Origin of the sequence: Zhongshania sp., from assembly GCF_041584495.1 — a bacterium.
GTDB lineage: Bacteria > Pseudomonadota > Gammaproteobacteria > Pseudomonadales > Spongiibacteraceae > Spongiibacter.
The window spans coordinates 1-26,146 of sequence record NZ_JBFHDY010000019.1; the positions used below are offsets into that span (position 1 = coordinate 1).

At 51.1% G+C, this 26,146-nt stretch carries 29 protein-coding genes; 16 read left to right on the forward strand and 13 right to left on the reverse strand.

What is annotated here, in order from left to right:
* Positions 1 to 4 precede the first annotated feature (4 nt).
* From ctaD to ABYP33_RS05405, 3 genes are read left to right on the forward strand one after another with little or no spacing between them, the layout of a single operon-like run.
* A complete protein-coding gene (ctaD, locus tag ABYP33_RS05395; RefSeq protein WP_373089243.1) occupies positions 5 to 1,564 on the forward strand; it encodes a cytochrome c oxidase subunit I in 1,560 nt (519 codons plus the stop codon).
* A gap of 15 nt (positions 1,565 to 1,579) precedes the next feature.
* Complete coding sequence (locus tag ABYP33_RS05400; protein ID WP_373089161.1) at positions 1,580 to 2,149, forward strand: cytochrome c oxidase assembly protein; 570 nt, start codon at positions 1,580 to 1,582, stop codon at positions 2,147 to 2,149.
* A 41-nt stretch (positions 2,150 to 2,190) separates the two neighbouring features.
* The gene (locus ABYP33_RS05405; RefSeq protein WP_373089163.1) at positions 2,191 to 3,174 is read left to right on the forward strand and encodes a cytochrome c oxidase subunit 3; all 984 of its coding nucleotides are present in this window, start codon (positions 2,191 to 2,193) and stop codon (positions 3,172 to 3,174) included.
* Positions 3,175 to 3,263: 89 nt separating this feature from the next.
* Here the strand turns inward: ABYP33_RS05405 and ABYP33_RS05410 are convergent, their stop codons facing one another.
* Positions 3,264 to 3,515, reverse strand: coding sequence for a DUF2909 domain-containing protein (locus ABYP33_RS05410; RefSeq protein ID WP_373089165.1), 252 nt, complete (start codon positions 3,513 to 3,515; stop codon positions 3,264 to 3,266).
* A gap of 53 nt (positions 3,516 to 3,568) precedes the next feature.
* Between ABYP33_RS05410 and ABYP33_RS05415 the strand changes: the two genes are divergently transcribed.
* From ABYP33_RS05415 to ABYP33_RS05435, 5 genes are read left to right on the forward strand one after another with little or no spacing between them, the layout of a single operon-like run.
* A complete protein-coding gene (locus ABYP33_RS05415; protein ID WP_373089167.1) occupies positions 3,569 to 4,318 on the forward strand; it encodes an SURF1 family protein in 750 nt (249 codons plus the stop codon).
* The gene (locus tag ABYP33_RS05420) at positions 4,315 to 4,935 is read left to right on the forward strand and encodes a hypothetical protein (RefSeq protein WP_373089169.1); all 621 of its coding nucleotides are present in this window, start codon (positions 4,315 to 4,317) and stop codon (positions 4,933 to 4,935) included. The genes ABYP33_RS05415 and ABYP33_RS05420 overlap by 4 nt, the downstream gene beginning before the upstream one ends.
* A gap of 42 nt (positions 4,936 to 4,977) precedes the next feature.
* Entirely contained in the window at positions 4,978 to 6,027 is a 1,050-nt protein-coding gene (locus tag ABYP33_RS05425; protein ID WP_373089171.1) for a heme A synthase, read from the forward strand.
* Positions 6,024 to 6,935: a heme o synthase gene (gene cyoE / locus ABYP33_RS05430; RefSeq protein WP_373089173.1), complete on the forward strand. Its 912-nt coding sequence runs from the start codon at positions 6,024 to 6,026 to the stop codon at positions 6,933 to 6,935. Before ABYP33_RS05425 ends, cyoE begins: the two co-directional genes overlap by 4 nt.
* On the forward strand, positions 6,932 to 7,603 hold the full coding sequence (locus tag ABYP33_RS05435) for an SCO family protein (protein ID WP_373089175.1): 672 nt from the start codon (positions 6,932 to 6,934) through the stop codon (positions 7,601 to 7,603). The genes cyoE and ABYP33_RS05435 overlap by 4 nt, the downstream gene beginning before the upstream one ends.
* Before the next feature lie 29 nt (positions 7,604 to 7,632).
* Here ABYP33_RS05435 and ABYP33_RS05440 read toward each other — a convergent pair whose 3' ends face one another.
* From ABYP33_RS05440 to ABYP33_RS05450, 3 genes are read right to left on the reverse strand one after another with little or no spacing between them, the layout of a single operon-like run.
* The gene (locus ABYP33_RS05440) at positions 7,633 to 8,424 is read right to left on the reverse strand and encodes an iron chelate uptake ABC transporter family permease subunit (RefSeq protein WP_373089176.1); all 792 of its coding nucleotides are present in this window, start codon (positions 8,422 to 8,424) and stop codon (positions 7,633 to 7,635) included.
* Positions 8,417 to 9,172 (reverse strand): zinc ABC transporter ATP-binding protein ZnuC, encoded by a 756-nt coding sequence (gene znuC / locus ABYP33_RS05445; protein WP_373089178.1) that lies wholly within the window; start codon positions 9,170 to 9,172, stop codon positions 8,417 to 8,419. The genes ABYP33_RS05440 and znuC overlap by 8 nt, the downstream gene beginning before the upstream one ends.
* On the reverse strand, positions 9,165 to 9,650 hold the full coding sequence (locus tag ABYP33_RS05450) for a Fur family transcriptional regulator (protein ID WP_373089180.1): 486 nt from the start codon (positions 9,648 to 9,650) through the stop codon (positions 9,165 to 9,167). Before ABYP33_RS05450 ends, znuC begins: the two co-directional genes overlap by 8 nt.
* A gap of 85 nt (positions 9,651 to 9,735) precedes the next feature.
* Here ABYP33_RS05450 and ABYP33_RS05455 point away from each other — a divergent pair, with 85 nt between their 5' ends.
* Positions 9,736 to 10,566 (forward strand): zinc ABC transporter substrate-binding protein, encoded by an 831-nt coding sequence (locus tag ABYP33_RS05455; RefSeq protein WP_373089182.1) that lies wholly within the window; start codon positions 9,736 to 9,738, stop codon positions 10,564 to 10,566.
* A 58-nt stretch (positions 10,567 to 10,624) separates the two neighbouring features.
* Here the strand turns inward: ABYP33_RS05455 and ABYP33_RS05460 are convergent, their stop codons facing one another.
* Positions 10,625 to 10,891, reverse strand: coding sequence for a hypothetical protein (locus ABYP33_RS05460; protein WP_373089184.1), 267 nt, complete (start codon positions 10,889 to 10,891; stop codon positions 10,625 to 10,627).
* Positions 10,892 to 11,142: 251 nt separating this feature from the next.
* Here ABYP33_RS05460 and polA point away from each other — a divergent pair, with 251 nt between their 5' ends.
* On the forward strand, positions 11,143 to 13,953 hold the full coding sequence (polA, locus tag ABYP33_RS05465) for a DNA polymerase I (RefSeq protein WP_373089186.1): 2,811 nt from the start codon (positions 11,143 to 11,145) through the stop codon (positions 13,951 to 13,953).
* A 198-nt stretch (positions 13,954 to 14,151) separates the two neighbouring features.
* Here the strand turns inward: polA and yihA are convergent, their stop codons facing one another.
* A complete protein-coding gene (gene yihA / locus ABYP33_RS05470) occupies positions 14,152 to 14,841 on the reverse strand; it encodes a ribosome biogenesis GTP-binding protein YihA/YsxC (protein ID WP_373089188.1) in 690 nt (229 codons plus the stop codon).
* A gap of 139 nt (positions 14,842 to 14,980) precedes the next feature.
* On the opposite strand from yihA, the gene ABYP33_RS05475 reads away from it, so the two are divergent.
* The 3 genes from ABYP33_RS05475 to ABYP33_RS05485 all read left to right on the forward strand — a co-directional run bounded on the left by ABYP33_RS05475 (position 14,981) and on the right by ABYP33_RS05485 (position 16,853).
* Complete coding sequence (locus ABYP33_RS05475; RefSeq protein ID WP_373089190.1) at positions 14,981 to 15,283, forward strand: cytochrome c5 family protein; 303 nt, start codon at positions 14,981 to 14,983, stop codon at positions 15,281 to 15,283.
* Between the two features lie 57 nt (positions 15,284 to 15,340).
* Positions 15,341 to 15,967 (forward strand): cytochrome c, encoded by a 627-nt coding sequence (locus tag ABYP33_RS05480; RefSeq protein WP_373089192.1) that lies wholly within the window; start codon positions 15,341 to 15,343, stop codon positions 15,965 to 15,967.
* Positions 15,968 to 16,148: 181 nt separating this feature from the next.
* On the forward strand, positions 16,149 to 16,853 hold the full coding sequence (locus tag ABYP33_RS05485; RefSeq protein ID WP_373089194.1) for a thiol:disulfide interchange protein DsbA/DsbL: 705 nt from the start codon (positions 16,149 to 16,151) through the stop codon (positions 16,851 to 16,853).
* 80 nt (positions 16,854 to 16,933) lie between these two features.
* On the opposite strand, the gene ABYP33_RS05490 is transcribed toward ABYP33_RS05485, so the two are convergent.
* The 7 genes from ABYP33_RS05490 to ABYP33_RS05520 form a co-directional block, all read right to left on the reverse strand.
* Positions 16,934 to 17,962, reverse strand: a complete 1,029-nt coding sequence (locus ABYP33_RS05490; RefSeq protein WP_373089196.1) for an alpha-L-glutamate ligase-like protein — start codon at positions 17,960 to 17,962, stop codon at positions 16,934 to 16,936.
* Positions 17,962 to 19,497, reverse strand: coding sequence for an inactive transglutaminase family protein (locus ABYP33_RS05495; RefSeq protein WP_373089198.1), 1,536 nt, complete (start codon positions 19,495 to 19,497; stop codon positions 17,962 to 17,964). The genes ABYP33_RS05490 and ABYP33_RS05495 overlap by 1 nt, the downstream gene beginning before the upstream one ends.
* Complete coding sequence (locus ABYP33_RS05500; RefSeq protein ID WP_373089200.1) at positions 19,494 to 20,051, reverse strand: ATP-dependent zinc protease; 558 nt, start codon at positions 20,049 to 20,051, stop codon at positions 19,494 to 19,496. The genes ABYP33_RS05495 and ABYP33_RS05500 overlap by 4 nt, the downstream gene beginning before the upstream one ends.
* A 104-nt stretch (positions 20,052 to 20,155) precedes the next feature.
* Positions 20,156 to 21,526 carry a deoxyribodipyrimidine photo-lyase gene (gene phrB, locus ABYP33_RS05505; RefSeq protein ID WP_373089202.1) on the reverse strand — a complete coding sequence of 457 codons (1,371 nt, stop codon included), beginning with the start codon at positions 21,524 to 21,526 and terminating at the stop codon, positions 20,156 to 20,158.
* 3 nt (positions 21,527 to 21,529) lie between these two features.
* Positions 21,530 to 22,480 carry a YbgA family protein gene (locus tag ABYP33_RS05510; RefSeq protein WP_373089204.1) on the reverse strand — a complete coding sequence of 317 codons (951 nt, stop codon included), beginning with the start codon at positions 22,478 to 22,480 and terminating at the stop codon, positions 21,530 to 21,532.
* Between the two features lie 84 nt (positions 22,481 to 22,564).
* A complete protein-coding gene (locus ABYP33_RS05515; protein WP_373089206.1) occupies positions 22,565 to 22,966 on the reverse strand; it encodes a cytochrome c5 family protein in 402 nt (133 codons plus the stop codon).
* A gap of 16 nt (positions 22,967 to 22,982) precedes the next feature.
* The gene (locus ABYP33_RS05520) at positions 22,983 to 23,507 is read right to left on the reverse strand and encodes a MarR family winged helix-turn-helix transcriptional regulator (RefSeq protein WP_373089208.1); all 525 of its coding nucleotides are present in this window, start codon (positions 23,505 to 23,507) and stop codon (positions 22,983 to 22,985) included.
* A gap of 253 nt (positions 23,508 to 23,760) precedes the next feature.
* Between ABYP33_RS05520 and ectA the strand changes: the two genes are divergently transcribed.
* The 3 genes from ectA to ABYP33_RS05535 all read left to right on the forward strand — a co-directional run bounded on the left by ectA (position 23,761) and on the right by ABYP33_RS05535 (position 26,122).
* Positions 23,761 to 24,282: a diaminobutyrate acetyltransferase gene (gene ectA, locus ABYP33_RS05525; RefSeq protein ID WP_373089210.1), complete on the forward strand. Its 522-nt coding sequence runs from the start codon at positions 23,761 to 23,763 to the stop codon at positions 24,280 to 24,282.
* A 63-nt stretch (positions 24,283 to 24,345) separates the two neighbouring features.
* Positions 24,346 to 25,620, forward strand: coding sequence for a diaminobutyrate--2-oxoglutarate transaminase (gene ectB / locus ABYP33_RS05530; RefSeq protein WP_373089212.1), 1,275 nt, complete (start codon positions 24,346 to 24,348; stop codon positions 25,618 to 25,620).
* A gap of 103 nt (positions 25,621 to 25,723) precedes the next feature.
* Positions 25,724 to 26,122, forward strand: coding sequence for an ectoine synthase (locus tag ABYP33_RS05535; protein ID WP_008253212.1), 399 nt, complete (start codon positions 25,724 to 25,726; stop codon positions 26,120 to 26,122).
* The last annotated feature ends 24 nt before the right edge of the window (positions 26,123 to 26,146 follow it).

The window sequence follows — 26,146 nt, forward strand, 5'->3', positions numbered from 1 at the left end:
CACCATGGGTGCTCATCACGGACCTGCTAAAGGTTTAACTCGGTGGTTATTTACCACCAACCACAAAGACATCGGTACGATGTATTTGTGGTTCAGCTTTGCGATGTTCCTGCTTGGCGGCTCGTTCGCCATGATTATTCGTGCTGAATTGTTCCAGCCTGGCCTGCAAATTGTGCAGCCAGAGTTTTTTAACCAGATGACGACCATGCACGGTCTCGTCATGGTTTTCGGCGCCATTATGCCCGCCTTCGTCGGCCTGGCTAACTGGATGATTCCGTTGATGATTGGTGCGCCAGATATGGCATTGCCACGCATGAACAACTGGAGCTTCTGGATTCTGCCACCCACGTTCTTGCTGTTGGCATCTACCCTGCTGATGGATGGCGGTGGCCCTAACTTCGGTTGGACGTTCTACGCGCCACTGTCGACGACCTATGCGCCACCAAGTGTGACCTTCTTTATATTTGCGGTTCACGCCATGGGTATATCGTCGATCATGGGTTCCATTAACATCATTGCTACTGTTGTAAACATGCGCGCACCTGGCATGACGTACATGAAGATGCCAATGTTTGTATGGACATGGTTGATTACTGCCTTCTTGTTGGTTGCGGTTATGCCAGTTCTAGCCGGTGCGGTAACCATGATGTTAATGGATATTCACTTCGGCACCAGCTTCTTCTCGGCCGCTGGTGGCGGTGACCCGGTACTGTTCCAGCACGTGTTTTGGTTCTTTGGTCACCCTGAAGTTTACATCATCATCCTGCCTGCTTTTGGTGTGGTATCTGAAGTTATTCCGACCTTCTCGCGCAAGCCGCTGTTCGGTTATGACTCCATGGTTTACGCAACATCGTCAATCGCCTTCCTGTCGTTTATCGTATGGGCTCACCATATGTATACGGTTGGTATGCCGATTGCTGGCGAACTGTTCTTTATGTACGCCACGATGCTGATTGCGGTACCAACGGCGGCTAAAGTATTCAACTGGGTTACCACGATGTTCAAGGGCTCGATCACTCTTGAAACGCCAATGTTGTTCGCGATTGCTAAGGTGTTCTTGTTCACGGTTGGTGGTTTTTCTGGTCTGATGCTGGCGATTGCGCCTGCTGACTTCCAGTACCACGACAGCTACTTTGTTGTTGCCCACTTCCACTACACGATGGTTGCTGGTGCGATCTTCGCACTGTCATCTGCTGTGTACTACTGGCTGCCAAAGTGGACCGGTAAGATGTACAACGAGACCATGGGTAAGACCCATTTCTGGATCTCGTTTATCGGCTTTAACCTGACCTTCTTCCCGCAGCACTTTGTGGGTCTGGCTGGTATGCCGCGTCGTATCCCCGATTACAATCTGATGTTTGCCGACTTCAATATGATGTCGTCCATCGGTGCGTTTATCTACGGCTCTAGCCAGCTACTGTTCTTGTTCAATATTGTTAGAACAATTACTCACGGCAAGCCAGTAACGGATGCGAAAGTTTGGGAAGGTGGTACAACGCTGGAATGGACAGTGCCTTCACCTGCGCCATACCACACCTTCACTACACCGCCAGAAGTTAAATAAAGAGGCTCGTGTAACATGGCGCAGGCGGCAGACAAAAATATAGCTAAACTCAGCTTTAAGCTGTTGGGCTTAGTGGTAGTGATGTTTGCCTTTGCCATGTGGGTGATGCCCCCGCTTTACAATGCACTTTGTGAAGTGTTGGGCATCAACGGTAAAACCGGCCGACAATACACGGTTGTAGATAGTCAGGTTGATACAAGTCGTACCGTTAAGGTGCAGTTTGTTGCGCAAAACAATGAAGCAATGCCCTGGGAGTTTTCGCCAAACACCAGTCAAGTTGTGGTTCACCCTGGTGAATCCGCGATGGTAACGTATTATGCAAAGAATACGCAGGATCGTTACATGGTGTCACAGGCAATTCCCAGTCTTGTTCCGTCCCGCGCCGCTGAGTATTTTCATAAAACCGAGTGCTTTTGCTTTAACCAGCAACCGCTGGCAGCAGGAGCCAACGCTGATTTGGCGTTGCAGTTTATTGTTGATCGCGATTTACCAAAAGATATCCACGTGATTACCTTGTCTTACACGATATTTGATGTAACCGAGATGGCGGCAAAACAGGATTCTGTTGCGGCGGCATCTAAATAAGTAAGAGAGTTTTTCTCTAACGAGAAAATGGAGACTTAACAATGGCAGGTCAAAGCAAAACCGGGTACGAAACATACTACGTACCCGACAGTAGTAAGCTTGCTGTAAGTGCGACGATAGGTATGATCACCACCGTTTATGGTGCATCTAGCTTTATCAACGACAACAGCTACCGCCCTGGCGAAGAAACAAATTCCGGCTTCATCTTAGTTGCCGGCTTAGTATGGCTCGCCGCGACGTTGTTTCAGTGGTTTAGTATTACCATTAAGGAGAATCGCGCAGGCATGAACAGTGCTCAGCTCAAGCATTCTTATGTGCTGGGTATGCAGTGGTTTATCTTCTCAGAAGTAATGTTTTTTGGTGCGTTTTTTGGCGCCCTGTTCTACATCCGTAACTTAGCTGGGCCTTGGTTGGCTGGTGAAGGCGAAGCGGGTGCGATGAATGGTCTGTTGTGGCCCGGCTTTGAGTACAACTGGCCGTTGCTGACTACACCACAAGATGCGGTTGGCGGTGTGCAGGCCCAGGCGGCAGCAGGTCATCTGGCGAACAACGGTGAATTTACCGGCGCTGAGAAGCACTTGTCCTTCCCCGGTTTTGCTAATATAGCGCACTGGTTGCCGCTGTATAACACCATCATTCTGTTAGCTTCGAGCTTTACCTGTCACATTGCCCACGTGGCGATGAAGCAGAATAATCGCAAGAAGTTCAACTTATGGCTGTTCATCACCGTCGCAATGGGTATGACCTTTCTGTACTTGCAGTACATGGAATACCACGAAGCGCTGTTCGAATATGGTATTCATCTCAACAGCGGTGTTTACGGCACGACCTTCTTTATGTTGACTGGCTTCCACGGTTTCCACGTGGCAATGGGTACTTTTATGCTGTTGGTGCAGTGGTTGCGTTCAGCGGGTAAAGGCCATTTTAGCGCGAATGACCAGTTTGGCTTTGAGGCCTCTTCTTGGTACTGGCACTTTGTTGATGTGGTTTGGGTCTTCCTGTTCTTGTTTGTTTACATTATCTAAGCACGCGCTGCTGACGAGACGGTAACATTGGCCGTTAAGGTTTATTTGCATAGCAAATAGGTCTTAACGGCCAAGTCGTTTGTGGAGCGTTAAGGTGTTTGCTGGATAATTGGCGCGTCTTGTCCATGGCGCTGATCCCACGGGGCTTTTGAGCCTAGCTGACCAGTGTAAAAACCATAAACAATAAACGACATTAGTAATACCGCGATCACCAAACGTACACTCAGCGACTGCCAAGTGCGCATGGTTTTGCCCTGATCTTGAATGAGAAAAAACAAACCGCTAAACAGGCTAATCACTAGCCCTATGAACAATACGACAATGACAACTTTTAACCACATGCTGGCGAGTCTCCATATTAGTTCGCCGCAGTATACACAATAGGATTTGAAAAATGCGGTCTCCGCCCAGCAGATTCCAATGGCAGTTTGACTGGAAGTCAGTGCTGGCGATTTTGCTGATTTTGCCGATCCTACTCAGTTTGGGTTTTTGGCAGTTGCGTCGTGCAGACCAGAAAGCGGCTTTATTGGCCGATTTTGAGCAGCGTCGAAACCTTGCGCCAGTTGCGATTAGCGGCGTTGCTGACTATCAAAATTACCTGCCGGTATACGCTCTTGGCGCGTTTGATCCGCAGCGTTATTGGCTGCTCGACAACCGGATTTCTCATGGTCGATTCGGTTATGAGATAATAGCGGTTTTTACCCTAGCTGATGGCCGAGAGCTGCTGGTAAATCGGGGTTGGATTGCGGGCGATCCGTCGCGGCAAACCTTACCCAAACCGGAAATACCCAGTGGCCCGTTACAAATAAGCGGCGAGTTATACCGCAATACCGAGAAGGCCTTCAGTTTAGGGGCGGAGCCGCTGACTGATTTGTGGCCCCGTCGTCAGCAGTGGTTAGATTTGGATAATCTTAAGGGTGAATTCCCGGTGCTATTGCCCACGACCCTGCGGTTATCAAAAGACAGTATTGGTGCGCTGGAAATTGAACGCATGGTTGTCAATGTAACGCCTGCCAAGCACACCGGCTACGCGGTGCAGTGGTTCGCCATGGCATTTGCGTTGGGACTGATATTTATTTTTCGTAACAGTAATTTGGGCGAGCTGTTAAAGCGTCGTAAAAGCAATGAGAGCCAAGAGCAATGACAATACCGACTGACAACAAGCGTAGCAAAAAACTGCTAACGATTATTTTAACCATCCCCATTGCGGTGATCCTGCTTTCAAGCGCGGTATTTTATTTGGCGAAGCAAGACATAATCTCATTCACCACGGTTAACCGTGGCACCTTAATTAACCCACCAATGCAGCTCGGTGACTTGCATCCGCTGCGTCGTGATGGCGGTGAATTCCTGTTTAATCGCGCTGAATCGCGCTGGGTGTTTATGGTTGTTGGTGGCCGCGATTGCCGGGATGCCTGTGAGCGTATGCTTTACCTTACCCGCCAGACTCATACGGCCATGGGCAAAAAATTGGATCGTGTTGAGCGCATATACCTAGCTACTGACGGTCCACTGTCGCCGGCGTTGCGTGATTTTCTGGAAGTAGAACACAGTGATATGACGATATTGCAGGTCGATGGTGAGGCCTTTCTTGGTAATCTTAAAAACTTAGACATCAACCCCTTTGATGCAAGTACTTTCTACGTGGTGGATCCTATGGGCTGGGTGATGATGTATTATCGCGCGGCGGATATGGAGCAGCTTACGCTGACCACGTTGGGTAAGGATGTGCTGAAAGATATGGGACGCCTAATCAAGTAGTTGGCGCAAAGCGGCTAGATACAGAATAGACGGTAGAGAAAGATGGCAATATTTAACACAGTGGCGCAACGCAAAGCGGGATTTCGACTGGCCCTCTTTTCTTGTCTGGTAGCAATCATTGTCTTGGCGATGGGGGTATTTACCCGGTTGGTTGATGCTGGCCTGGGCTGTCCTGACTGGCCAACCTGCTACGGTCATGTGTTGTGGCCTTCTGCCGACCATGAAGTGGCGCGGGCCAACGAAGCGTATCCTGATATGCCGGTGGAGCACGACAAAACTTGGCCGGAAATGATTCATCGCTATTTGGCGTCTAGTTTGGGCTTGTTGACCATTGGCTTGGTGATATTTGCCTTGCGTCAGCGCAAGCCAGCGCAGCCGGTAAAGCTGCCCGTATTTATTCTGGCCTTTATTATTTTGCAGGGCATGTTTGGCATGTGGACGGTCACCTTAAAATTGTGGCCGCAGGTTGTGGCTTCGCATTTACTTGGCGGCTTTACGACCTTAAGTTTGTTGTGGTTATTAACCTTGCGTTTAAATAATCAACGCTGGCAAGTACCTGCCATTAGTGAAGCTAAGCTACAGGCGCTGAAGCCCTTGGTGCTGCTGGGCTTAGTTATTGTTATTTGTCAGATCGCCCTTGGCGGTTGGACCACCGCTAACTATGCGGATATCGCCTGCCCTGATTTTCCTCAGTGTCAGGGGGCGTGGTTGCCGCCAATGAACTTTAGTGAAGGTTTCAATATAGCGCAGCATATTGGCCCCAATTATTTGGGTGGTATTATGGATAATGCGGCCCGAGTTGCGATTCACTTTAGTCATCGGGTTGGGGCTATGGTGACGGCTGTCTATTTATTGTTTTTATTCTTTAAATTGCGGCAATTAAGTATGGCGCCCGCGAATAAAGCGGCGAGCGTCATGCTCGTTATATTGGCAGTGCAGATTGCCTTGGGTATTAGCAATATTGTATTTAGCTTCCCGATCGGTGTCGCCGTTGCTCATAATCTTGTTGGTGCAATTTTATTGCTTAGCCAGGTAACAATCAGTTATTTGGTCTTTACAGCGGCGGTAAACCGCGGGGGAGTTCGGGTATGACACAGCCACAGTTGGCGGCCAATTGGCGGGATTATTACGAGTTATGTAAACCCAATGTGGTGTTGCTAATGCTGCTAACGTCAGTCATTGGCATGTTTATGTCGGTACCCGGTATGGTGCCGTGGGATGCATTGATATTTGGCAATCTTGGGATCGCTTTGTGCGCGGCCGCCGCCGCCGCCATTAATCATTTGGTGGATAGCCGCATTGATTTGATAATGGCACGCACTCACAATCGCCCTATCGCGCAAGGCCGAGTGAGTAATCGCAACGCCGGTATTTTTGCAGCTATTATTGGCATTGCGGGTATGGCGATCTTGCTCCTTTTGGTTAACCCGCTCACCGCGTGGTTGACGCTTGCCTCACTGCTTGGCTATGCCGTGGTTTACACCTTGTATTTAAAGCGGGCCACGCCACAAAATATTGTCATTGGTGGTATTGCTGGCGCCGCGCCGCCATTGCTTGGCTGGACGGCAGTGACCAATGAGGTCCACGGTCATGCCCTGCTTTTGGTTCTGATTATTTTTATTTGGACGCCACCGCATTTCTGGGCCTTGGCGATTCATCGCCGTGACGATTACGCCAAAGTGGACATTCCGATGTTGCCGGTTACCCACGGTATTGCGTATACCAAATTGCACACCTTGCTCTACACCATACTATTGTTTGTAGTGACGTTGTTGCCCTTTGCAACGGGTATGAGCGGTTCGCTGTATTTGCTCGGTGCGGTTTGTTTGGGTGCGGGTTTCCTGTATTGGTCCATTGTCTTGATGCGGGGAAATAACCCTAAGGCGCCAATGGCGACGTTTAAATATTCCATTATTTATTTAATGGCGCTATTTATGATAATGCTTTTGGATCATTACTTACTGCCAGCAATGACCATCTTTGAGGTTGATGCACGATGACTGAAGACTCAGCAAATAATGACGGTGCAGTTGAGCGCCAGCGTGGAGTTCGCTTAACGGTTCTGGCAATTGTCGCGGTGGGGATTGTGCTGGTGGCAGGCTTTTTTTATGCGGCAACCCGTGCGCGCATGATGACCGCTGAAGAGCTTAAATCTCAGGGGGCTTATCTCTATGAGAATCCGCGAACACTGCCGAATTTTAGTTTGCTGAATGACCTCGGCGAACCATTAACGCCAACGTCTCTGGAAGGTAAATGGAATCTTATCTTTTTTGGCTTTACCTACTGCCCTGATGTTTGCCCTACTACCCTTGCTCAGCTAAAGGCTTTTTATCAAGAGCTAGAGCCAGCGGTTCAGGCTGATACGCAAATTTGGTTGAGCAGTGTTGACCCAGCTCGGGATACCCCCGAGCAGTTACATAGTTATTTGGATTTTTTTCATCCTGGGTTTCGTGGTATCACCGGCGATTTTCTGGAAATGCATCGTTTCGCCACCTCGCTGAATATTCCGTTTACTAAAGTGCCCGGTGGCGGCAATAACTATCAGGTGGAGCACAGCGCCAACGTCGCCTTAGTGAATCCCAAAGGACACTCGGTTGGTTTCTTTAAGGCCCCGCTGGAAATCAGCAAGCTAAAGCGCGCTTACCTTTCGATTCGTGAATATCACTAATTGATAACAGCGGCGCCCTGCCGCTGTTATCAATTACGCCTATACCCTGGCGCTAATTGCCCCAATACAAATAAAGCGCCGGCGCTCAACACGATACTGGGCCCGGCTGGGGTGTCCCAATGCCAAGCCCCCGCTAATCCGCCACAAACCGCGATGGCACCGATAAGTGCTGCGAGAAGTGCGGCTTGTTCTGGGCTGCGTGCGACTCTGGCGGCCGCAGATGCGGGAATGATTAGCATGGCGGTAATTAAGAGTACGCCGACGATTTTCATTGCCACTGCCACCGTAGCGGCGACCATCAGCATGAGTAGCAGGCGCAAGCGTTGCACCGGCAAGCCCTCGATATCTGCCAGCTCGGCGTGAGCGCACACAGCAACTAACGCCGACCAGTAACGCCACAATAGCCCTAAAACGAGTGCGCAAATAATGGCTAAATTGAGTAAGTCCTCACGCAAAATAGCCAGTAAATCACCAAATAAAAACGCGTTTAAATCCACGCTTTGATTGTCGATAAAGGACAGGCAGACCAAACCCAGCGCCAAACTACTGTGCGAGAGTATGCCCAGTAAGCTGTCTAGGGCGATGTTTCGCCACCACTGTAGGGTAAATAAAACAACGGCAATAAAAAGGCAGGTAAACAGCACGCTGTATTGGAGGTTGGCTTGCAATACAAGGCCGACCGCAAGGCCGAGCAGTGCTGAGTGGGCGAGTGTGTCACCGTAGTAGGCCATACGCTGCCAGGTGACCAGCGCGCCGAGTGGGCCGCATACTGCGGCGACCATCAGTCCGGCAAGCAGGGCATAGAGTAAAATATCAATCATCGTGCTTATGCTCGCAGACTACGTCGCCGTGAATATCGTGTTGGTGGTCGTGATCGTGTTGGTAGAGCGCGACGGCTTCGGCGTGGCGGCGGCCGAACAACGCTAAGTATTCAGGGTCGCTACTCACCTGTTCGGGGTGGCCATGACAGCAAATATGTTGATTAAGGCAAATTACCGTGTCGGTTTGCGCCATTACCCAATGTAAGTCGTGGGACACCATCAAGACGGCGCAACCAAGATCGTCGCGAAGGGCATCAATCAGTTCGTAAAGTTCGGTCTGGCCGCTGATATCCACGCCTTGCGCGGGCTCGTCGAGCACCAATAGGTCGGGGCTGCTGAGTAAGGCTCGGCTAAGCAAGACTCGTTGAGTCTCCCCGCCAGAAATGTCGTGCAAGGGACGGTTGTGTAAATGCTGAATGCCAGTACGGGCTAGGGCGGCCTCAATTTGCCTTGTATTAGACTTGGCCATGGCTAAGAATCGCGACACGCTTAAGGGCATTAATGGATTCAGGCTCAGCCGTTGTGGCATATAGCCAATACGCAGGCCGGGGCGTCGGTAGATTGTGCCGCTATCGGCTTTTATTAAACCCAAGGCAACTTTTATTAAGGTGCTTTTACCCGCCCCATTGGGGCCAATAACCGTCATAATTTGCTTGGCCGATAAGCTTAGGCTGATATTGCTCAGCAAGCTTTGTTGCTGGTGTTTTAAGGAAATCTTGTCAAGGCGAAGCAGCGCAGTCTCAGTCATTGCTGACAGTCTCGCTACAGCGGGCGCAGCAGCCAACAACTTCGAGGCTGGCCGTGTCGACCGAAAAGTTCTGCTGCTTAGCGGCGGCGGAAATTGCGGGGTATATAAGCTGGGTGTCCAGCTCAAGAGCAACTTGGCAGTGGCGACAAATAAGAAAATGGCCTTGGTGAGCGTGGCCGGGCTCGTTGCAGCCAACAAAAGCATTGAGCGAGGCAATGCGGTGGATGAGGCCGTTATCCAACAGGAAATCCAGTGCGCGATACACCGTTGGTGGCGCGGGGCGGCGTAGGCCTTCTTTTGCCAGTTTTTCAAGAATAGTATAGGCACCTATTGGTTTGTGGCTTGACCACACCGTGGTCAATACCAGTTCGCGGATAGTGGTGAATTTAAGTTGGTGTTGCTGGCAGAGGTCGCGGGCGCGGAGCAGTGCTTCATCAATGCAGTGTTGGTGATTGTGCTGCGGGTAAATGTTGTGCATTACTTTGGGGCGTCCGGAAGGTTTTGCAAAGAATATAATGTTATAATATTGCATTGGTGCGGTGATAAACAATGGGGAAATGTGCTTGAAAGCAATAGTGTCGGGATTGGTGCTGGTGTGGATGTTCAGCAATATGGCCTGGGCAGCCGACAAGCCAGTAGTATTAACCAGCATTCTGCCGCTGCAGTTACTCGTTGGCGACATTGCGGGTGATGCGGTAACGGTCGATGTATTGGCGCCAGCTACCGTCTCCCCGCATGACTTCCAATTGCGGCCCTCAGACATGCAGCGCTTGCGCAGTGCTGATGTGGTGCTTTGGGTTGGTCCAGCAATGGAGTCGTATTTACAGAAGGCCGTCGTCAATCAGAGTAATGCGATCGCCCTTTTCCCTGCGTTGAGTCTGGGTGAAGACCCCCATGTTTGGATGGACGCAGAGCAGGTTCAGCACATGGCGCGCCGCATCGCCCGTGTACTGTCAGACCGTATGCCGACCCGGGGTGCGTATTTTCATGCTAACGCTGCGCGGTTTAGTACCGAGTTTCGGCAGTACGACAAACAGTTGCAGCTCGATGTTGCCCGTTTAAGCGGTCGCCCTTATTTGTTGTTACACGACGGGTTCAGCCGTTTTGAGCGCCATTATAATCTGACCGAAGCCCAGGTGGTTATGCCGACCTCGGACCGGCTGCCAGGTGCGCGGCACATTGTTGAGTTGCGGTCGCGGCTTCAGAATGGGGAATTTGCCTGTGTTTTTCGTGAGCCGCAATACCCTGCAGCAATGCTAAATGCGCTGACCTCGGGTTTGGATATACCGGTAATAGAAATTGATCCCCTTGGTGTGGGGATGAAGAAGGCTGACGGCTTTTTACGTTTATACCGTCAGCTCGGGCAGGCTTTTCTTAGTTGTTTCGCGGCTTAGCGGCCAATTGGAGCTAGGCGCATACTAGTCTTGCGCCTAGCTAGCCTGCGCTGCGGCCCTAGTTTTTGGCGATGCTAGGCACAGTGTAGCGAGTTTGCATATCCAGCTCCACGTTCAGTGTGGCTGATACAACATCCAGAGTTTTCTCTAAAAAGCGATCTGCAGAAGCTTTTGACGCGTATTCAATCTGCGCCTTAGCTTTTGGCATTTCGGCTGTTTGATTGTAAGCCAATACCAGCGACTGGTTCGCACCTACTTCCGGTTCGGCAGCAGTCGCCATAGTACTGGCAACCAAGATTAAGATTGCGCTGGTAAGGTTTTTCATTTTGCTCTCTCCTCTATTCAACCGAGTGATCTTTTCTCGGAACAAGGCAAAAGGTTACCTTGTGTTACGTAATGTAACATATATAATCCCCTTGTCGCCTTAAGTTTCGTTAACCTTTGGGTAATGTTGCGGCCACATTGGCTTTTCTTGTGAAAAACAGTAACACTTTGCATGACGCTTACTGGAATATTTTGCCGTAGAGCCTCGTGCTACACTCTCCGCTTTCTATAATGACGTGTTAAATCATTACTATGACTGCGATAAAACCTCTGATCTTGGTTGATGGCTCCTCCTACCTCTACCGTGCTTTTCATGCCCTACCGCCTTTGAATACCTCAAAGGGCCAGCCCACCGGGGCAATAAAGGGGGTGATCAATATGTTGCGGCGTCTGTACAAAGACTACCCAGACAGCCCTATTGCCGTGGTGTTTGACGCCAAGGGAAAGACGTTTCGCGACGATATGTACGACCAGTACAAAGCTCAACGTCCGCCTATGCCGGATGATTTGCGCAGCCAGATTGAGCCAATTAATGCGATTATCGACGCCATGGGCGTGCCTCGGCTGGTGATTGACGGTGTCGAGGCTGACGATGTCATTGGCACCCTCGCTGCCCAAGCGGGTAAAGAGCGGCCGGTGTTGGTATCGACCGGCGATAAAGACATGGCTCAGTTGGTGAATGATCATGTCACCTTGGTGAACACCATGACCGACACGGTAATGGATGTGGCAGGGGTGAAAGAAAAGTTTGGTATGCCCCCGGAGCTGATCATTGATTTTCTCGCCCTAATGGGCGACAAAGTCGACAATATCCCCGGCGTTGCAGGTGTGGGTGAGAAGACCGCGCTGGCGTTAATTCAGGCCTTGGGCGGGCTTAGTAGTATTTATGCGAATATCGACAAGGTTGCGGACTTGCCAATACGTGGCGCCAAAGGGGTTGCTAAAAAATTGGCCGACAGTCATGACAATGCCTTTCTTTCTTATACCTTGGCCACGATTAAATGTGATGTGCCGCTGGACGTGGGTGTCGCCGACCTTCTGCCCGCGGCGCCTGATAACGAGCGCTTACTGAGCCTGTTTAAAGAGTATGAATTTAAAACGTGGGTCGATGAGCTGAGCCGGGAAGAGCGCAGCGCCAATATAAGTGCCGAATCGACTAGTCGTGAGCCTGTGTCTGCGCTGTCCGGCTTGGCGAGTACTGGCGAGATGGTCGATGAGTTAGCGATTACTTCTGCGGAGGTGTCGGGGCTAGATGCCGCGCAATACCAGGTTATTCTGACCGAGGCTGATTTTGACTTGTGGTTGGGCAAGCTGCGCGCAGCAAAAATATTCGCCTTTGATACTGAAACGACCAGTTTAAATTATATGCAGGCCAGAATCGTGGGCGTTTCTTTTGCGGTAAGGCCCGGAGAGGCGGCGTATTTACCTTTTGCTCACGACTACCTCGACGTACCCGATCAGTTAAATGAGGCCCATGTGCTGGCCCAGTTGAAGCCTTTGCTGGAAGATCCCGAGCTCTATAAAGTCGGTCAGAATCTGAAATACGATGCCAATGTGCTGCTCAACCATGGCATCGCGCTGCGGGGTATTCACGACGACACCATGTTGGCGTCGTATGTCTTGGATTCCACTGGCAGCCGCCACGACATGGACACCTTGGCACTGAAATATCTCGATCACAGCACTATTCACTTTGAGGACATCGCGGGGAAAGGTGCCAAGCAAATCACCTTTAATCAAATTGCCTTGGAGCAAGCTGGGCCCTACGCGGCAGAGGATGCCGATATTACGCTGCGGCTGTATCAGGCGCTGTTGCCGAAAATTCAGCAGCACGAGGGGTTGTTGGCGGTGTATCGCAATATCGAGCTGCCCTTGGTGCCGGTGCTGTCGCGGATTGAGCGCAATGGTGCCTATGTTGATCGCGATTTGCTCGGTAAGCAGAGTCATGAGCTGGGCATGAAGATGCAGGCGCTGGAGCAGGAGGCATATGAGCTGGCGGGTGGCGAGTTTAATTTGGCCTCTCCCAAGCAGCTAGGTGAAATTCTGTTTGAGCGTCTGCAAATACCGGTGACTAAAAAAACCCCAAAAGGTGCGCCGTCTACTGCCGAGGAAGTTTTGCTTGAGTTGGCCCACGATTACCCTTTGCCCAGGGTGATACTCGAACACCGGGGCATGGCCAAACTGAAATCGACGTACACCGACAAACTGCCCCTGCAGATAGACCCGAAAACTGGCCGTGTTCACACCTCCTATCATCAGGCGGTGACGGCGACCGGGCGTTTATCCTCCTCTGATCCAAATTTACAGAATATACCCATTCGCAGTGCCGAGGGGCGGCGTATTCGCCAAGCCTTTATCGCCCCGCCGGGCTATGTGATTTTGGCGGCGGATTACTCCCAGATTGAATTGCGGATCATGGCCCATTTGTCGGGTGATCGCGGCTTGGTCGATGCTTTCTCGCGCGGTGAAGATATTCACCGTGCGACCGCCGCTGAGGTATTCGGCGTGACCACCGACGAGGTGAGCGACGAGCAGCGGCGCAACGCCAAGGCCATCAATTTTGGCTTAATTTACGGCATGTCCGCCTTTGGTTTGGCGCGGCAGCTGCATTTGGGGCGCAAAGAGGCGCAGCAGTATATTGATCGCTATTTTGAGCGTTATCCTGGTGTGTTGCGGTACATGGACGAAACTCGGGTCTCTGCGTCTGAAAAAGGCTATGTTGAAACCCTGTTTGGCCGCCGACTGCGCTTACCTGAAATTAATGCCCGAAATGGTATGCGCCGCCAAGCAGCCGAGCGCACGGCAATCAATGCGCCAATGCAGGGTACGGCTGCGGATATTATTAAACGGGCAATGATTGCTGTGGACGAGTATTTAAGTAGCGGTGGCGTGGACGCTAAAATGATTATGCAGGTTCACGATGAGCTGGTTTTAGAGGTCGCGCCAGCGGATCTGGAAGCCGTGCAAACGGAGGTTGTGCGGTTGATGATGGCGGCGGCAGATTTGGCGGTGCCGTTGGAAGTTGGTGTGGGGGTTGGTGCAAATTGGGATGAGGCGCATTAGTCAGTGGGCGCGGGTCGAAGGTCGAGGAAATATCGAGTGGTTAAGATTTGCGCAATTAGAGTTCCGGGTCTAAAGTAATAGGGCCGTCATCTTGATGTGCTTGAGGATGGCGCCCGCGTTGGAGACTTGTCTCCCCCTGACTCCATTAGGAGTAGGATTGCCCGGTGAGTCATAGTTCGCCGGGCTTTTTTCCCGCGCCTATGTTTTGGTGGGGGTTTCCGGTCCACTGCTAATGGCGTCGTCGTCGTCGATGTAAACCATGTCGACCATATTGTCGGTATTCAGCCACTCGTCCAATTTGTTGCGCAATTCCTGTAAGCCGTCGCCATTGGGCGCCGAAAACAGTTGTACACTGATTAAATCGCCATATTCGGCAAGGCTTTTACGCACCATTAATAAGGTGGCGGTGGCCGGGCCGCGCTTTAATTTGTCGGACTTGGTGAGCAAGAGATGCATTGGCATATTGCTCTTTGTTGCCCAGCGTACCATTTGCTGGTCAAACTCGGTGAGCGGATGGCGGATATCCATCATTAACACCATGCCGCGCAGGGATTGGCGTTTTTGCAGGTAGGCTTCCAAATTGCGCTGCCATTCGTTTTTCACCGCTAGGGGCACTTTTGCAAAACCGTAACCGGGTAGGTCGACTAAGCGCTGGCGACCGCTGTCATCTAATACGAAAAAGTTAAGTAACTGGGTGCGGCCCGGTGTTTTACTGGTTTTTGCCAGTTTTTTGTTTTCTGTGAGGCGGTTGATCGCGCTAGACTTGCCCGCGTTAGAGCGTCCAGCAAACGCGACCTCAGCACCACTGTCGTCTGGGCAATGGGTTAGGTTGGGGGAGCTTTTTAAATAGCTGGCGCGGCGGTAATTCAGTGCTGGGCTTGATGACATAGTGAGTCCGAGGGAGATTTGCGAATGCCGGGGCATTTTACGGCAATTATTGGCCCCGGCGCCATGTAGTTGTGTATAATGCCGCAGTTTTTATATTGTCTCATCCTGCGCCGTTATACGGAAAATTGAGAGGTAGATCATGAATAAATGGCTCGTGGCTATACTGCTTTCAGTGTCTGGCGTCTCTGCTTTGGCTACTGAGCAGGCGGTTTTGGATCGCTACCAAAAATCCTGTTTTGCCTGTCACGCCTTTGGTGCCAATGGTGCGCCAAAGTCCCACGTGGTGGCTGATTGGGCGCCGCGCATGGAGAAAGGCATGGACACCCTAGTTAAGCATGCGGCAGAAGGCTTCAATACCATGCCGCCTAAAGGCCTGTGTTTTGACTGCAGCGCCGATGATTTTAAAGCCTTAATTGAGTTTATGGCGGCGCCCAAGTCTTAAATTGGGTGGGCTAATGTATATTTTGCACAGAATTATCTGTTTAAAGAGTACCAAACAATGAAAAAAAGCTTATTAGTGATGTTTGCTTCCTTGGTGTTTGCCGGTGCGGCCGCGGCTGCGGAAGGAAATTCTCGGGCAGGCAAGACGAAGGCAGCCGCCTGCGCAGCGTGTCATGGTGCTGACGGCAATAGCGCCGCGCCTAGCTTCCCCAAGCTGGCGGGTCAGGGTGAGCGCTATTTGATTAAGCAGCTGAATGACATTAAATCAGGCGCCCGCTCCGTGCCAATGATGGCCGGCCAGACGGATAATTTGTCTGAGCAAGATATTGCTGATATTGCTGCTTTTTATTCGAGCCAAGCGATTAGCACGGGTCAGGCTGATCCCGCGATTGTTGCTAAGGGCGCAGCAATTTACCGTGGTGGTATTGCTGACCGCAATGTTCCGGCTTGTGCCGCTTGCCACTCACCTAGCGGTAGCGGCATGGCCGCAGCGGGTTTTCCAGCGCTTGGTGGCCAGCATGCCGATTACACCGTTGCCCAGCTAAAAGCCTTCCGCGCGGCGGCTGATGGTCGTGAGGGGCGTGCTAACGACGGCGATGCCATGGTAATGCGGACGATTTCCTTCAAATTAAGTGATTCAGAAATTGAGGCGGTAGCCAGCTTTATTCAGGGCTTGCATCCTTAAGGGTGCATTGGCAAAAAGGCGGCTTAGGCCGCCTTTTTTATCACTGAAATATACTGGGGCCAAGCCCCGAACAATAGTGAGTACTTGGTGTCTGAACAGCGTAGAAAAACAATTTCAATGTGTCGTTTGATCTATGGCACTCTCGATCTTATAACACTTGATCGTATAATCAGGGGGATTCATGTTTAAGAAATTTATTCCGCTCGTCAGCGTATTCAGTTTTTTGCTTATGGTTTCGGCGTGCAGCGATGGCGCTGAGCCAGTGGCACCCGCTAAAGCGCCAGCCAGCACGGCGGTAAATACTGTAGATACTGCTGAACGCGTTGCGAGCAGTGGTGAGCGCTATATTCGTGTGGCGCAGCCGGTGCGTACCGCTAACCCGCAAAAAATCGAAGTAACAGAAGTGTTTTGGTATGGTTGTAGTCACTGCTTTGATTTCGACCCCATGCTAGAGGCCTGGGCGAAGCAGCTGCCGGCAGACGTTGAGTTTCGTCGTTCACCGGCCATGTGGAATGAGTTGATGGTGGTTCACGCCAAGGCGTTTTATACCGCAGAAGCCCTGGGTGTTATCGAGCAGCTGCACACGCCGTTATTCAATGCCATTAACGTTGATCGCAACCCTTTGCGTGATAGTGCGGCAATTGAAAAATTGTTTTTGGCGCACAGCGACGTAGATGCTGAGAAGTTTCGCAAGACGTTTGACTCTTTTGGGGTGAACAGTCAGGTGAAGCAAGCCGACGCGCGGGCCCGAGCTTATGGCATTGCTGGTACGCCAGAGCTAATCGTCAATGGCAAATATCGCGTAACCGGCCGTTCGGCAGGTGGTAAGGCTGAGATGCTGAAGGTGGCAGAAGAGCTAATTGCTAAGGAGCGTACCGCTAAGTAATTGGTGCGTATCATGACCGCGTAGCGACCGTAGTCCTTTTGGTCGTTACGCGGTTTTTTTATGCCTAAAGCTTAATTTTCTTAAGGCGCGCCCGGTTCGATTGCGTCTATTTCGGCATTTAGTGTATCGAGCTTTTTCAGGGGCTGGGCAAATTCGCGCTGGCAAAATGCCATACGTTTCGCGGGTTTGGCTAGGGTAATACCTTTGGCGTTTAAGCGCTCGATTTCATCTTCAACTTGCTTGCAGCGCGCAGCTAAGCCGGTGTCATTGGCGATTTGGATATTTAAGCCGGGTCGGGCGTTCAGCTCGAGCATCAGCGGACCTTGATCTTTGTCCAATACCATGTCGACCCCGAGGTAGCCTAGGCCGGTCAGCTCGTAACAGCGTGTTGCTAGCGACATAAAACCCTCCCAATAAGGCAGTTGGACGCCGCGCACCGGGTTGGTGGTGTCGGGGTGTTTGTTGATCAGCTTGTTGTGCCAAGTGCCATCAAGGGTAATGCCGGTGGCGAGGTCGACACCGACGCCGATCGCACCTTGATGCAGATTGGCTTTGCCGCCGGACTGGCGGGTAGGCAGGCGCAGCATGGCGAGTAGCGGGTAACCTTTAAGGACGATGATGCGAATGTCAGGAACCCCTTCATAGCTAATGGCGCTGAAGATGGGGTCGGGGATGACGCGGTATTCTATTAGCGCGCGGTCGCGGTGGCCGCCCAATGAATAGATGCCAGACAGTATGCCCGAAATATGGAACTCAATATCTTCGGTGCTTAATAAGCGGCCGGAGGTCGTGCGGTAATAGCCTTCAAACTGATCGGCGATAACTAAGATACCATCGCCACCGGCGCCTTGTGCGGGCTTGATGACGAAGTCGCTGTGACCCTTAACGATGTCTTTTAGCTTGCTAATACCTTTGTCGGAATCAATTACACCGTACATGGTGGGAGCGTGAATCCCGACCTCTAGCGCGCGCTCCTTGGTTTTAATTTTGTCATCGACCAAGGGATAAAGATGGCGCTGATTGTAGCGCAACACATAGTCGGCATTACGCTGATTGATGCCCATTACGCCGCGCTGACGAAGATCCTTCCAGGTGCTGAACAAGGACATTATTGTCTACCCTTGATCATGGCATTAAACCGGAACAGTTCGGTTAGCCGGTAGCCACGATAGTGGCCTAGTACTAACATAAACGAGATAAATATCAATAACATACCAGGGAAGGTAAACACGAAATAGGTCCATGCTGGGTAGGTCATCATCAAGTGCGACAAGGTTGCCGCAATGAGTGTACCAATACCCACTTTACCCGCGTGCAGGCCGCCCCGCTCCTCCCACACGATCGACATCCGCTCGATGGACATAGTGAGGATAACCATTGGGAACAGGGCAATAGACAGGCCGCGATCCAAGCCCAAACGATGCCCGAGCACGCTGATTAGGGCCATGATAATAACGACAAAGGTTAATACCACAGAGAGTCGGGACAATAGCTGCAAATGTAAGTGCTCAAGATAGGAGCGTATCGACAAGCCGAGTGCGGTAATTAAGGTGAATAGAATAATCCCCCATAAAACCTGAGTCTCCCGAAAGGCGAGACCAATGAGCACAGGAGTAAAGGTGCCCAAGGTTTCTAGACCCACAATATTGCGCAGCACCAAGATCAGCATAACGCCAATAGGGATCATTAGTATAATTTCAAAGGTTTGCTGGGACTGCAGTGGCAAATCGTAAAGAGAAAGTGCCCAGAATTTGTTCTCTTTGCTCTCGGCAATCGACTGCGCCAAGGTGATTGAGTTCATTACCTTTTGATTGGCGGTGATTTCTACTTTCAGATGGCGGCCCCCTTCGACTTTGGCGATAGGATCATTGCCGGTCCACCACACTACGCGGTCGTTGGGTAGGCCCTGGGCGCCGGTTTCCGGGTTGAAATACAGCCAGCGCTTGCCGTTATAGCTGCGCATCCACAGCTCTGGGGTCTGGGCTACGCCACTGATTAAGCGCAGGGTACGTACCCGCTCTACGGGAATATGTGCCGACGAGAGCAGCAGTTCGAGCACCATCGACTTATTGTTTTGGGTGTAATTATTGCCCAGTAGCAGGCGGGCATTGTCGTTGCTAGGCTCGTTTATGAGTTTGATGGCTTCGCGGATAAAGGTTTCGATATCGGCGGAATGCTCGCGTATTGGTTTTAATAAGGCCTCGACGGCGACTTTTTCTACGCCTTGTAGATCAGGGCTTTCACGAAACAGTGGGCCAGCTTCAGACTCGGCAAAGCGCGAGTTGCTGCGTTTGGTTAGCATAAGTCGATAAAACAACTGCTGCTGACCTTCGGCGCGACGGGCAGACCACACCGCTTGGCGGTTATCGTTAACGATGTCGGTGTTTACCCCGTAATTTTTCGAGATAAAACTCTCGTTCAGGGTAATGAATTTGCTCCAGCTCGGCGGTACATACATTTGTACTTTGACGGGCGTGTTGTCGCGGGCGTTAAAAGTGAGCTTGGTATCTATGACCCACACTGGTTCGGTGGTGTCCGAGGATACCGGAATATTTAGCACGAATATCTGCCAGGCGGTACTGGCGGCGCCGATCAGCAATAGCGCTAACGCTAATACCCTGACATGTAATTTAACGCCCTTCATTCATCGTGCTCCTCGGAGTCTGCTTTTATAGGGCAGAGGGATTTGTCCTGCAAATATTTTTTACTCGGGTCGACCAAAGCACCAAAGGCGGTCAATGGGTCGGAGCCGACTAGCATAGGTTTAGAAAATTGGCGACGGTCAGCAAGATTGACCTCAACCTTGTGTGACTGACCGCCAACGCACAACGTCAACTCCAATACGGGTCGACGGCTATAGTCTTTTTCATCTTCGCCGTAATCTGCCGCTCGACGCTTGATGCGGATGTGCTTACTGAGTGGTAGCGAGACAGATTTTAGGGTGTTGTTTGGTAAAACCAAATCAAAGTGCACTAGGTCGTCTTTTTTACCGCGGCCCTTCTCAACCTTGGCGTTGATTGCATTGATCGATGCGCTTTCTGCGCCGGTATCAATTTTGGCTTTATAGCGTACGCCCAGCTCTTCAATATAGACGTATTCACTCAGGCCAAACACCTGTTGGGCGTTGGCGCCAGCATGAACAGCAAGGCTTGTAAACAGGGTATTGATGGCGAGCAGAATTAGTACAGCTAATCGCACGGTTTCTCCTTTTGATTTATTGTGCCCCAGCATGCGATAGCATAGTGCACTAGAGCGCAATATAGCCAGTAGCAAGCGGCGCAATTAAAGCGGATTACGTGTGCTTAGTCCCTCACATTCTTAAAAAGTGCGAGGGTAATTTTTCGCACTTCTTTGTGTTCGACGATCGGTGCGGGGTAGATGTCTAATGCTGGGGGCTGGTGAAGCGCCTTGTCTGATAAATGACGTAGCTCGGGCAGATAGCGCCGAATAAATTCGCCCTTGGCGTCAAAGCGCTGGCCTTGGGTGGTCGGGTTAAAAATGCGGAAATACGGCGCGGCGTCGGTGCCGGTGGATGCGGCCCATTGCCAGCCGCCGTTATTCGAACAAAAATCGCCATCGATGAGGTTTTCCATAAAGTGCCGCTCGCCCCAGCGCCAGTCTATATGTAGGTCTTTACACAAAAACGATGCCGTAATCATGCGCAGGCGGTTGTGCATCCAGCCAGACTCCCGCAGTTGACGCATGCCTGCGTCGACTATTGGGTAGCCGGTACGGCCCGCCTGCCAAGCCTCAAAGCGGCTTTGGTTATTGGGCCAGGGAATGCGTTCGGTATAGGCTTGAAAGGCGCGGCCACGCACAACTTTAGGGAAATGGTAAGCGACGTGACGGTAAAATTCCCGCCATAGCAGCTCGTTAAACCAGGTACCTGCGCCGCTATTCCCATCCCAGATTGCCTCGCCGCATTCTTGTTGTAAGCGCGCTAAACACTGCCGGGGGCTGAGCAGGCCAAAGCTTAGGGCTGCGGACAGTCGGGACGTGTCATCGAGGCCGGGAAAGTCCCTGGCCTCGCGATAATCGTCAGCGCGTTCAGCGCAGAAGTCTCTAAGCTGGCCTAGCAGCGCATCTTGGCTTGCGGGCCAGAGGCTGGAGTCGCGCTCTTCGCCGAATACGGGGCAGGTTGGATTAGGGGCTGCTTTAGCAATGGCTTGCGGGCGGCGAAGGCACGTGGGGAATTTGGTGGCCAAATGGTTTCGGCTGCGCCGCGAGAACGGCGTAAATACCTTATATGGACCGCCGTCGCCTTTGGCGATCTCAAGCGGACTAAGTAAGCTGTCATCAACCAGGTGTAATGGGATGTTTTTTTCCAGGCAACCGTCATCCCGACCCATTTCGTCGAGCAGCCATTCTCGATGGGCGTACACGGTGTCGACCTGGTGCTGGCGACAATAATTGCTGAGCTGCGTGGCAGTATTGCGAAAGTGACCAACATCAATGATGTCCAAGGGAATGCCAATTTCACCGAGCTGGCGGCCGAGTTCGTCGAGGGCGCGGCGCAAGTAGTGGCGGCGTATTGGTGCAATAATATGCTCGTCGAGCTGCTCGGGGCACAATAGATACAAGCCGCGTACCTTGTCGTGATTGGCGCAGGCCAGGCTCAGTGCTCGGTGGTCTAAGCTGCGTAAATCATTGCGAAACCACACAACGGCGGTCAAGGCTTAAAGTCCCATGCGCAGTTTTAAATCCCTTGGGTAAGGGTCGAAGTAATATTGGTCCAGTAAATAGTCGACACGGTATTTCTTTAGATAGTGACTTAGCATTTCCAGCGGCACGAGCAAGGGCAGTTGTCCGGCGGCATAGTCCTTTATTGTTCCGGTGAGTCTGAGCTTGTCCTCGGCGTCGAGGTGATCTTTGAAAAAGCCTTGGATATGCATGAGCGTATTGGTGTGGTTTTTGGTGCTGGCGATGTGCTTTAAGGCCGCCATAAACTTGCTAATATAGCGGCTAGCTTTATCGCTAATATCTCCTGCTTCAGCGACGATTGGTCCAAGTTCACGATAAATAGTCTGATTGTGCGCCAGTAGTAAAAATTTGTGGCGACGGTGAAAATCCTCAAGGTCGCTGGCGGAGATGCCGCTATTAATTAGCCGCTGCCAGCGGGCGTAGGCTACCACGCGCAACACAAAATTTTCGCGCAGATGCACGTCGTTAAGTCGGCCATTTTCTTCGACCGGCAGCAGGGGGTGGGCGGCCATTAATTGCTTGGCGTACAGACCTACGCCGATTTTACCTAAACCATTGCCCTGCTCGTCATACACGGGCACACGTTCCATACCACAGCTGGGCGATTTGGCGCAGAGAATATAGCCGCTGATCTCGGTAAGTGTCGGAACCGTATCCTTCGCAAAGGTTTGCATGGCATCGGTGACGTTTAGGCTGCTGTCGCTGCTGCCAATAAGTTGGGGGGTTGCCGGATCGCCTACAAGGCGAATGGTCGGGCGCGGCACGCCCATGCCTATGGCCTGCTCGGGGCAAATATTAATAAACTCAAAGTGCCGCCTCAGTTCTTCGTCGGCAAAGGGCAGGCGCTTGTGGCCGCCGTCGTAGCGTACTGGTTCACCGAGCAAGCAGGCACTGATGCCAATTCGTATAGGCTGGGTTTCCGACATGGGCTTAATTCATCCTGTGTGGCAGATAGCTGATTACGCTAAAGCATAGTCGATGGATCAAAAGTCTTGCGATTAGTATTGCCACTATTCAGCTTCGCCGGACAAAAATAATATTAACGCTCTAAAATCGTCGTCGCTGCAATTCATGCACATGCCCTTTGGCGGCATGCTATTGAGGCCGTTTTTGGTGTTAGCCAATAATGTGTCTAAGCCTTTTTGGGTGCGAGACGCCCACTGCTCCTTATTCCCGCTTTTAGGTGCCCCGGCGGCGCCAGAGCTATGGCAACCGTAGCAACTTTGAATATAGAGGGATTTCAGAGAAGGGTCGCTAGGCATGCGCTTTGTGCTGGAAATTGCTTGTGGTGCTTGTGTGGTGCTGTCGTCTGGGCTTGTCGCTTTGCGGCTAGGTTCGCCCTTGCTGCACGCGACGAGGGTAAATAGTCCGGTCAATACCGCGAGGATAAGGAAGGCTTTGTTGCTAAGCATATACAGTTCCAGTCAATCAAATTAAGTTGTCGTCAAAGCCAAAACAGTGGGCACTGGCCTCGTCTTCACTCAAGCGGTCGATCGCGCCCACATCTAAAACGGGGGAGGCGTCTATGTGTTGGGCGTCCATCATATAGGCAACGCGCTGCAAAGAACTGATAATTTGCGTTTGTTCCCATTCTTGGAGGTCACTGAACTGGCGAATAAAATAATCTTGCAAGGGCATGGGCGCATTGCGAATCAGTTCGTTGCCGGTTTCAGTAAGACAGGCGTACACTTTGCGCTTATCCCGGCTGGAGCGCTCCCTCATGACGAGGCCGCGTTTCTCCAATCTATCAATAATGCTAGTGACGGTGGCTTGGCTGAGGCTTACTTGACTGGCTAGATCGCTGATAATGACGTCACCCTGATCCCTAAGGATTTGCAGAATGAGCATTTGTGGTGCAGTTAGGCCCGCCGTTTTCATTAAGTGCTTTGAATGCAAATCAATTGCCCGGGTTACCCGGCGCAGTGATACTAATACTTGGTCTATACTGTTCATTTTCAGTGCCTGCAGATTGGCTTAGCGGCCCAATGGTAGCGGCTTGTAGAGTTTTTTGCACCAGCTAAACCCATTGTTTGTCAATAGTCTGGCTTGAAATAGTTAGTCGAAGACGCGTATAATGCTTCGTATTCTAAGTAAATGAACAGGAGAATGGGTTCATTAATTTAGCGATTAAACAGCATGATCGGCGATATTAGCGTCCAAGAATCGTGCATGAGCGTCGTTAAATTAGTATGAACACTAAAAGATTGTGTTGAAATCAAATAGCGCGACGCAAGCCACGGCTGCCACGCTTCGTTTTCGCCAGCCAACGGCGGAAGATGGTTATGCCCTAAATCAATTAGTGGCGGCCAGCCCACCACTCGATACTAATTCCGTTTATTGCAATCTGCTGCATTGCACTCACTTTGCCGAAACCGCCGTTGCCGCTGAAGAAGATGGCAAATTAGTGGGCTTTATCTCTGCGCATATTATTCCCGCTAAACCGAATACAGTATTTGTTTGGCAGGTTGTGGTGGATAAAAGTCAGCGCGGTAAAGGTCTCGCCAAAAAAATGCTTAAAGAGGTTGTTAAGCGGCCGGCCTGTGCAGAAGTGAAATATATGGAAACGACAATTACACCAGATAATGAGGCCTCTTGGGCCTTGTTTCGCAGTTTTGCCAGAGATCTGGATACTGAATTAAATCATAGTATTTGGTTTGAAAAAGAGGCGCATTTTGGCGGCCAGCACGACAGTGAAGCACTGCTGTGTATTGGGCCTTTCGCTCAATAAGTCTTAAGTAAAATTTTTACGCAGTATCCATCCGCTCAGTAAAGGACACTAAGAGGACTTAACATGACCATTTTTGACCGACTCGAATCCGAAGTACAATCCTATGCCCGCTCATTTCCGGTAACCTTCGATAAGGCTCAGGGCGAGCACTTGTACTCAACCGACGGCAAGCAATACATCGATTTTTTGGCGGGTGCCGGCACCCTGAACTACGGCCACAATAACCCCGTGCTGAAGCAGGCCTTGGTCGACTATATTATGCGCGACGGCATTACTCATGGCTTGGATATGCACACGCAAGCCAAGGGCGATTTCTTGCAAGCCTTTAACGAGCATATCCTTGCACCACGGGATATGACCTATACCTTCCAGTTTACTGGCCCTACAGGCACCAACGCCGTAGAAGCCGCGCTGAAGTTGGCGCGTAAAGTCACTGGCCGTACGAGCATAGTGTCTTTTACTAATGGTTTTCACGGTGTGACCTTGGGCGCAGTCGCTGCCACGGGTAATAGTCATCACCGCGGCGGTGCTGGCGTAGCGCTGGGCGACGTGACCCGCATGCCTTATTGTGGGTATTACGGTCGCGATGCCGATAGCCTGAAAATGATGGACAAGCTACTCTCTGACCCCTCTTCGGGTGTGGATATGCCGGCGGCGATGATTGTTGAGCCAGTGCAGGGCGAGGGTGGCCTGAATGTGGCCAATAATGATTGGCTGCGGGGCCTAGAGAAACTGTGTCGCAAGCATGAGATCTTGTTGATCGTTGACGATATTCAAGCAGGTTGTGGTCGTACTGGCACCTACTTTAGCTTTGAAGCCAGTGGCATCAAACCCGATATTATCACCATGTCGAAATCCCTGAGCGGCTACGGCCTGCCTTTTGCGATTGTCTTAATCCGTCCAGATTTAGACATTTGGGAACCGGGTGAGCACAACGGTACTTTCCGTGGCAATAACCACGCTTTTATCACTGCAGCGGCGGCAATTCGCCACTACTGGAAAGACGATAAGTTTGCCGCCGAGATTGCTGAGAAATCAGCTATCGTTAGCGAATGCTTCAAAAAGCTGTCTGAGCAGTACGGCGTCACTAAACTTCAACCTAAGGGCCGGGGCATGATGCAGGGTCTCGCTTGTCGGGACGGTGATATTGCTGACGAAATTGGTCGCGCCTGCTTTGAGCGGGGTCTCGTAATTGAAACCTGCGGCAACCGTGGCCACGTTGTTAAGGTCTTCTGCCCGCTCACCATCGAAACGACAGAATTGATTCGCGGTCTGGCTATTTTGTCAGACAGCATCGCGGAAGTATTGGGAAAATCAGTTAACAAAAAAGCCTCTTAAGCGGCTGAAATCGCGCTTCTTCCGCAAGTAAACATTTGCGGAAGCGGCGTGCTTTATTCAGCAATTGAGCTTAAGTAAATAGCCTTAGTAAAAGGAATAAATCATGATTGTAAGAACACTGGAAGAATGTCAAAACTCTGAGCGACGCGTCGATAGTGAAAATTGGAGCAGCGTGCGGATGTTGCTGAAAGACGATCAGATGGGGTTTTCATTCCATATCACCACCATTTACGCCAACACCGAAACGCCAATTCATTACCAGAACCACTTGGAATCAGTGTACTGCATGTCGGGCAACGGCGAAGTTGAAACCTTGAGCGACGGCAAAGTGTATAAAATTGAAGCTGGCACCTTATACATTCTCGATAAACACGACAATCACTTACTGCGCGGTGGCAGTGAAGACATGAAAATGGCCTGTGTATTTAATCCACCGCTGAACGGCAAAGAAGTGCATGACGAAAATGGGGTCTACCCATTGGCGGCTGAGGCAGTGACCTGAGCTATTGAATTTTAAAAAACATTT